The following is a 511-nucleotide window of genomic DNA, read 5'->3' as shown; positions in this document are numbered from 1 at the left end:
GACATTTGATGATCCGAAACGGGTGTTCTACCTTCGCCCGAATGCTGGCTTTTAAATACTCGATGTTGATGGCGGTTTTATTCTTGCGGGGATGCTTCTTCAGCGCCCGAACTTTGCCGGGACGCTCTGCTATCAGCCATTCCACATTAGTATCTTTCAGCTCTTTGCGTTTTTCTGCGCCTTGATAACCAGCATCGCCAGAGATGAATTCCTCGTCGCCATGYAACAGATTTTTCAACTGGTTCAAGTCATGTTCATTGGCGGCGGTTGTCACCARCGTATGGGTGAGGCCACTCTTTGCATCCACGCCAATGTGAGCTTTCATACCGAAGTGCCATTCATTGCCTTTTTTAGTCTGATGCATGTCCGGGTCACGTTCATTCTTTTTATTTTTAGTGGAGCTGGGTGCTTGAATAATCGTGGCATCTACCAATGTTCCTTGCGTCATCATCACACCGCAATCCGACAGCCATTGATTGACCGTTTGGAATAACTTACGAGTGAGTTTGTG

At 47.2% G+C, this 511-nt stretch carries 1 protein-coding gene; it reads right to left on the bottom strand.

Annotated features, from left to right (window positions below; all coding sequences use genetic code 11):
* The coding region (locus L1D47_RS21090; RefSeq protein ID WP_239886655.1) for an IS5 family transposase at nucleotides 1-511 on the bottom strand (511 nt) is incomplete at both ends.

This window comes from Shewanella sp. Isolate7 (assembly GCF_022398425.1).
Taxonomy (GTDB): Bacteria; Pseudomonadota; Gammaproteobacteria; order Enterobacterales; family Shewanellaceae; genus Shewanella.
The sequence above is the reverse complement of the archived record's forward strand: the minus strand, read 5'-3'. Positions and strand labels throughout refer to the sequence as shown.